Annotated in this window: 4 protein-coding genes and 1 pseudogene; 3 read left to right on the top strand and 2 right to left on the bottom strand. The window is 72.8% G+C overall.

Annotated features, from left to right (window positions below):
- Together EYA84_RS25480 and EYA84_RS25485 are read right to left on the bottom strand one after the other, a co-directional pair.
- Positions 1–589, bottom strand: a pseudogene (locus EYA84_RS25480) (chromosome partitioning protein); the annotation flags it as partial.
- A 70-nt stretch (positions 590–659) separates the two neighbouring features.
- Positions 660–1,658 carry a hypothetical protein gene (locus tag EYA84_RS25485; RefSeq protein WP_131056069.1) on the bottom strand — a complete coding sequence of 333 codons (999 nt, stop codon included), beginning with the start codon at positions 1,656–1,658 and terminating at the stop codon, positions 660–662.
- A 125-nt stretch (positions 1,659–1,783) separates the two neighbouring features.
- Between EYA84_RS25485 and EYA84_RS25490 the strand changes: the two genes are divergently transcribed.
- From EYA84_RS25490 to purD, 3 genes are all read left to right on the top strand, one after another.
- Positions 1,784–3,073, top strand: coding sequence for an adenylosuccinate synthase (locus EYA84_RS25490; protein WP_131056071.1), 1,290 nt, complete (start codon positions 1,784–1,786; stop codon positions 3,071–3,073).
- A gap of 173 nt (positions 3,074–3,246) precedes the next feature.
- On the top strand, positions 3,247–4,155 hold the full coding sequence (locus tag EYA84_RS25495) for a type IV toxin-antitoxin system AbiEi family antitoxin domain-containing protein (protein ID WP_131056073.1): 909 nt from the start codon (positions 3,247–3,249) through the stop codon (positions 4,153–4,155).
- Between the two features lie 154 nt (positions 4,156–4,309).
- The coding region (gene purD, locus EYA84_RS25500) for a phosphoribosylamine--glycine ligase (RefSeq protein WP_131056075.1) at positions 4,310–5,356 on the top strand (1,047 nt) is incomplete at its 3' end.

Raw genomic sequence — 5,356 nt, forward strand, 5'->3', positions numbered from 1 at the left:
GACCGTGGTCGGCCGTCGCGTCCGGCGGCGAGCCTGCGGTGCCGGACGTGCGCTCGTGCGGGGGCGCGAGCGAGGTCGGCCGGTCGAGGGTGAACGGCAGGTCCAGGTCGACCCGGCCGTGCTCCGGCTGCGGCGGTACGGGTGCCCAGCCGGTGGGCGGTGGCACACTCGCGCGCCCGCCGACCACGGGTGGAGGCACGTTCGCCCGCCCGCCGACCACGGGCGGTGGCACGTTCGCCTGCTCGCCGACCACGGGCGGTGGTGTCGGCGCCCATCCCGGCGGCGGACCTGACTCGCCGCCGACACCATTGGGCCCACCGGCGGTCAGCGACGGGTAGTCGGCGGGCGATGGCGGACCGGCCGGCTGACCGGTCGACGGCAGGTGACCCGGCGGACCGGCGGTCGGCGGCACCGGGTAGGCCGAGTGGTCCGGCGGAACGGGCGGCGCGGCGGGAGGCGTCGGTGGCGTCGCCCATGCGGGCGTGCCGAAGCCCTCGACCTGGTCCGGCGGCCAGAGTGGTTCGATGTCCCGTTCCGGCGCCCCTTGCTGGCCGGGCACGTGCGCCCGGTCGGCGTTCTCGTCCACCACGGTTCCTCCCCCATTCCCTCTGCCGAGGATAGGCCCACCGGCCGACCTCGGCCGCCGACGCGGGGTGGGGTCAGACCGCCCAGACCGCCCAGGCACCCGACTCGGTCCACCAGGACCGCTTACGGGTCAACTGACCCTCCACGCCGTCGTCCAGATACGGCAGCGCAGCCTCGTCCCGGGGCAGCACGGACACCGCCCGGCCCCGGGCCCGACGTACCTCCAGGCGTACCCGTCGGCGACCCAGCCGTGACCGGGTCACCACCGGGACCGCCACCGCGACCTCGACCAGCCCGTCCGTCGGGTCGGGCGCGGCGAGCAGGGTGACGTCGTCGAGCCGGGCGTACCCGGCGGCGTTGCCGATCGCGCAGGCCAGCAGCGGGTCGTCGCCGTGGGAGAGCACCGCGTCGTCCACCTCCACCCGACCACGCCAGTGCAACGGGCGCCCGTCCTCGGCGGCGGCACCGAGCAGCGCGCCGTCCAGGGTCACCGAGCCGCCGTCGTTGCGCAGCAGGTCCAGTCGGCGGGGCGTGCCGTCGAGCACGGCGGCGGCCACCACCGCCGGATCACGGGGCAGGCCGAGCTGCGCGGCGAGGTCCCGGTGCGTGGTGCTGCGGGCCGGATCCAGCGGCAGTACGCCGACGGGCGGCAGGTCCGGCACGGTCCGGCCGTCGGCCAGGTCGGCCGGACGACGACTCGGCGGCGGGGCGTACCGCCGGACCAACCGGCGTATCACGGCCCGCAACTGTGCGTCACCGGCCACTGCCAGCACGAGGCGGACCTTGGAGTCCGGGTCGGGCCAGGTGAGCCCGTCCGGCCGAGGCGGTGCGTCCAGTCGGGCCAGCACCTCGTCGATCTCCGCGTCCGATCGGGCGGTCACCGTCTCGACCCGTGCGCCTCGGGCGGTCAGCGCGTCTGCGCAGGCCAGCACCGGTACGCGCGGCGTCTCGCAGCGTTCCGGCCGGTCCGGGGCGGCCTCGGGCGTTCCGCCGCAACAGGCACCGCCGCTGCCACAACCGGCCCCGGGAGCGTCCCGCTCCGAGCCGAGGGTGAGCAGCACCACGTCGTACACGGGTAGGCCCCTCCTGCCTCTCGGCGCGACCCCTGCCGGTCGTGCCGTCACTACTTGTTAACCTGACACCCCGGGCTCGCTGACACGGTCGCCATCTGGCACCCGAGCCTTCTGGAGGCGAAGAGATGCCAGCGATCGTGCTCATCGGCGCTCAGTGGGGTGACGAGGGCAAGGGCAAGGTTACCGACCAACTGGGTGAGCGGGTCGACTACGTCGTGCGCTACTCCGGCGGCAACAACGCCGGGCACACCGTGATCACCCCTGACGGCCAGAAGTACGCGCTGCACCTCATGCCCTCGGGTGCGCTCTCCCCGAACGCCGTGATCGTCATCGGCAACGGCGTGGTGGTCGACCCGAAGGTGCTGCTGAACGAGATCGACGGGCTCGCCGAGCGCGGCGTGGACGTCTCCCGGCTGCGCATCTCCGGCGACGCGCACCTGATCATGCCGCACCACCGGGCGCTGGACCGGGTGGTCGAGCGCTACCTGGGCAGCTCCCGCATCGGCACCACCGGCCGGGGCATCGGCCCCGCGTACGGCGACAAGGTGGCCCGGATGGGCATCCGGGTGCAGGACCTGCTCGACCCGGGCATCTTCCGCAAGAAGCTGGAACTCGCGCTGCGCGAGAAGAACCAGGTGCTGTTCAAGGTCTACAACCGCAAGGCGGGGGACGTCGACGCCACCATCGAGGAGTACCTGGAGTACGCGGAGCGGCTGCGGCCGTACATCGCGGAGACCCGCGCGATGCTCTGGGACGCGCTGGACCGTGGCGACACCGTGCTCCTCGAAGGTGCCCAGGCCACCATGCTCGACATGGACCACGGCACGTACCCCTTCGTCACCTCGTCGAACCCGACGGCCGGTGGCGCGTGCGTGGGCGCGGGCATCCCGCCGACCGCGATCACGAAGGTGATCGCGGTGAGCAAGGCGTACACCACCCGGGTCGGTTCGGGTCCGTTCCCGACCGAGCTCTTCGACGAGAACGGCGCGCACCTGCGCAAGGTCGGCCACGAGTACGGCACCACCACCGGCCGGGAGCGCCGCTGCGGCTGGTTCGACGCGGTGGTGGCCCGGTACTCGTGCCGCCTCAACGGCGTCACCGACCTGGTCGTCACGAAGCTGGACGTCCTCACCGGGCTGGCCACCGTGCCGATCTGCGTCGGCTACGAGATCAACGGCAAGCGCGTCGACGACATGCCGATGACCCAGACCGACTTCCACCACGCCACGCCGATCTACGAAGAGCACGAAGGCTGGTGGGAGGACATCACCAAGGCGCGGACCGAGGACGACCTCCCCGAGAACGCCCGGCGCTACATCGCCCGCATCGAGCAGCTCTGCAACACCCGCGTCAGCGTCGTGGGCGTAGGCCCCGGCCGCGAGGAAAACGTAACCCGCCACCCCCTCCTCCCCTAACCCCTCCTCCCCACCCCCCTCTCCGCGTTGATCAAGAAGTTTTGGTCACGGTGGGAGGTCCCGGGTGACCCAAATCCCTTGATCAACTCCGCAGGCGGCGGAGGTTGTCCACAGGGGGCGGCGGGTTATCCACAGGGGTGGAAAAGTGGGGCTGCGGGCGGTGGGGTGGGGGGATGGGGGAGGCGGGACTCGGGGCGCGAAGCGGTGTGGTGACGGTGGAACAGGCGCTGTCGGCGGGGTTCACTCGGGGGCAGATCCGCCACCTGGTCCGGTCGGGGCGTTGGGTCAGGCTGGCCCGGGGGCGCTTCACGCCGTCCACCGAACCTGACCCGTTGGCGCTACGACGGGCCCGGATCCGGGCGGCGGTGGACAGTCTGGGGCCGGAGGCGGTGGCCGTGCTGGGGACCGCCGCCGAGATGCACGGGATCGCCGGGCTGCGTGCCGCGTCCGAGATCCACGTCTCGGTGCCGGTGCAGTGCCCGCGCCCGCAGCGGCGTACGGATCCGGAAATCGTCGTACACCAGTTGACCCTGGGTTCAGAGGATGTCGAGGTGCTGGCCGGTGTGCCGGTCACCACGGCTGTGCGTACCGTCGCCGACGTCATCCTGCGCGCAGACCGGTACCCGGCGGTCTGCGTCCTGGACTCGGCCCTCAACAAGCGGCTGCTCACCGAGGCGGACCTGGCGTCGATCCCCGCTCTGATCGCCGGACGGCGCGGTGCGGTCGCCGCCCGGCGGCACCTCACCGAGACGGACGGCCGGGCCCAGTCACCGTTGGAGACGCGTGCCCGGCTGCGGTGCGTCGACGGCGGTGTCCCGCCGGACGTGCTCCAGGTCGAGGTTCGAGACGAGGACGGCTGGCTCCTGGGCGTCGGTGACCTGGGCTGGCGCCGGGCCCGCCTGATCGCCGAGGCGGACGGCAGAGGGCCGCACGACGGACCGCAGGCGATCTACGCGGACCGGATGCGACAGAACCGTCTGGTCAACGCCGGCTGGCGCATCCTCCGTTTCACCTGGTCCGACACCCTCCACCCCGACTACATCCCGCAAACCGTCAAACAAGCCCTCCGCACCCCCCACTAACCCCGCCGCCCCAGCCTCACGCGGCCCGCCCTGCCCCGCCCGCCCTGCCCCGCCCACCTCGTTGATCAAGAAGTTTGGGCGTCCACACGCCGGAATTGAGACGCGAACTTCTTGATCAACAGGGTCGAGGAGGGTGGTGGGTAGGATGCCGGCTGTGCGTGTTCTGTTGCTGGGTAGTGGTGGACGGGAGCACGCGCTTGCGCTGCGGCTCGCCGAGGATCCGACCGTTGAGCAGGTGATCGCGGCACCGGGCAATCCCGGGATCGCGGGCGTTGCCGAGCTGCGGGAGGTCGTGGCGACCGATCCCGAAGCCGTGGCGGCACTCGCGGTCGAGGTGGCCGCCGACCTGGTCGTGATCGGGCCGGAGGCGCCGCTGGTCGCCGGAGTCGCCGACGCGCTGCGGGCCAAGGGCATCGCGGTGTTCGGCCCGTCGGCCGAGGCGGCGCAGCTGGAAGGCTCCAAGACGTTCGCCAAGGACGTGATGACGGCCGCCGGTGTGCCCACGGCCCGCGCCCACACCTGCACCGACGAGGCGGGTACGGCCGCTGCCCTGGACGAGTTCGGGCCGCCGTACGTGGTGAAGAACGACGGGCTCGCCGCCGGCAAGGGCGTGGTGGTGACCGAGGACCGCGACGCCGCGCTGCGGCACGCCGCCGAGTGCGGTCGGGTGGTCGTCGAGGAGTACCTGGCCGGCCCGGAGGTCTCGCTGTTCGTGGTGACCGACGGCGAGGCCGCCGTGCCGCTGCTGCCGGCGCAGGACTTCAAGCGGGTCGGTGACGGTGACAGCGGCCCGAACACCGGCGGCATGGGTGCGTACGCGCCGCTGCCCTGGGCGCCGTCCGACCTGGTCGATGACGTGATGCGGGACGTCGTGCACCCCACGCTGGTCGAGATGCGTCGTCGGGGCACGCCCTTCGCCGGCCTGCTCTACGTCGGGCTGGCGATCACCGCCGACGGTCCCCGGGTGATCGAGTTCAACGCCCGCTTCGGCGACCCGGAGACCCAGGTGGTGCTCGCCCTGCTGGAGACGCCGCTGGCCGGTCTGCTGCACGCCGCCGCCACCGGCACGCTGGCCGAGCACCCGCCGCTGCGCTGGCACGACGGCGCGGCGGTGACCGTGGTGGTCGCCGCCGAGGGCTATCCGGCCCCGCCGCGTACCGGTGACGTGATCACCGGCGCGGACCGCCCGGGCGTCATCCAC

The organism is Verrucosispora sp. SN26_14.1 (assembly GCF_004307965.1).
GTDB lineage: Bacteria > Actinomycetota > Actinomycetes > Mycobacteriales > Micromonosporaceae > Micromonospora.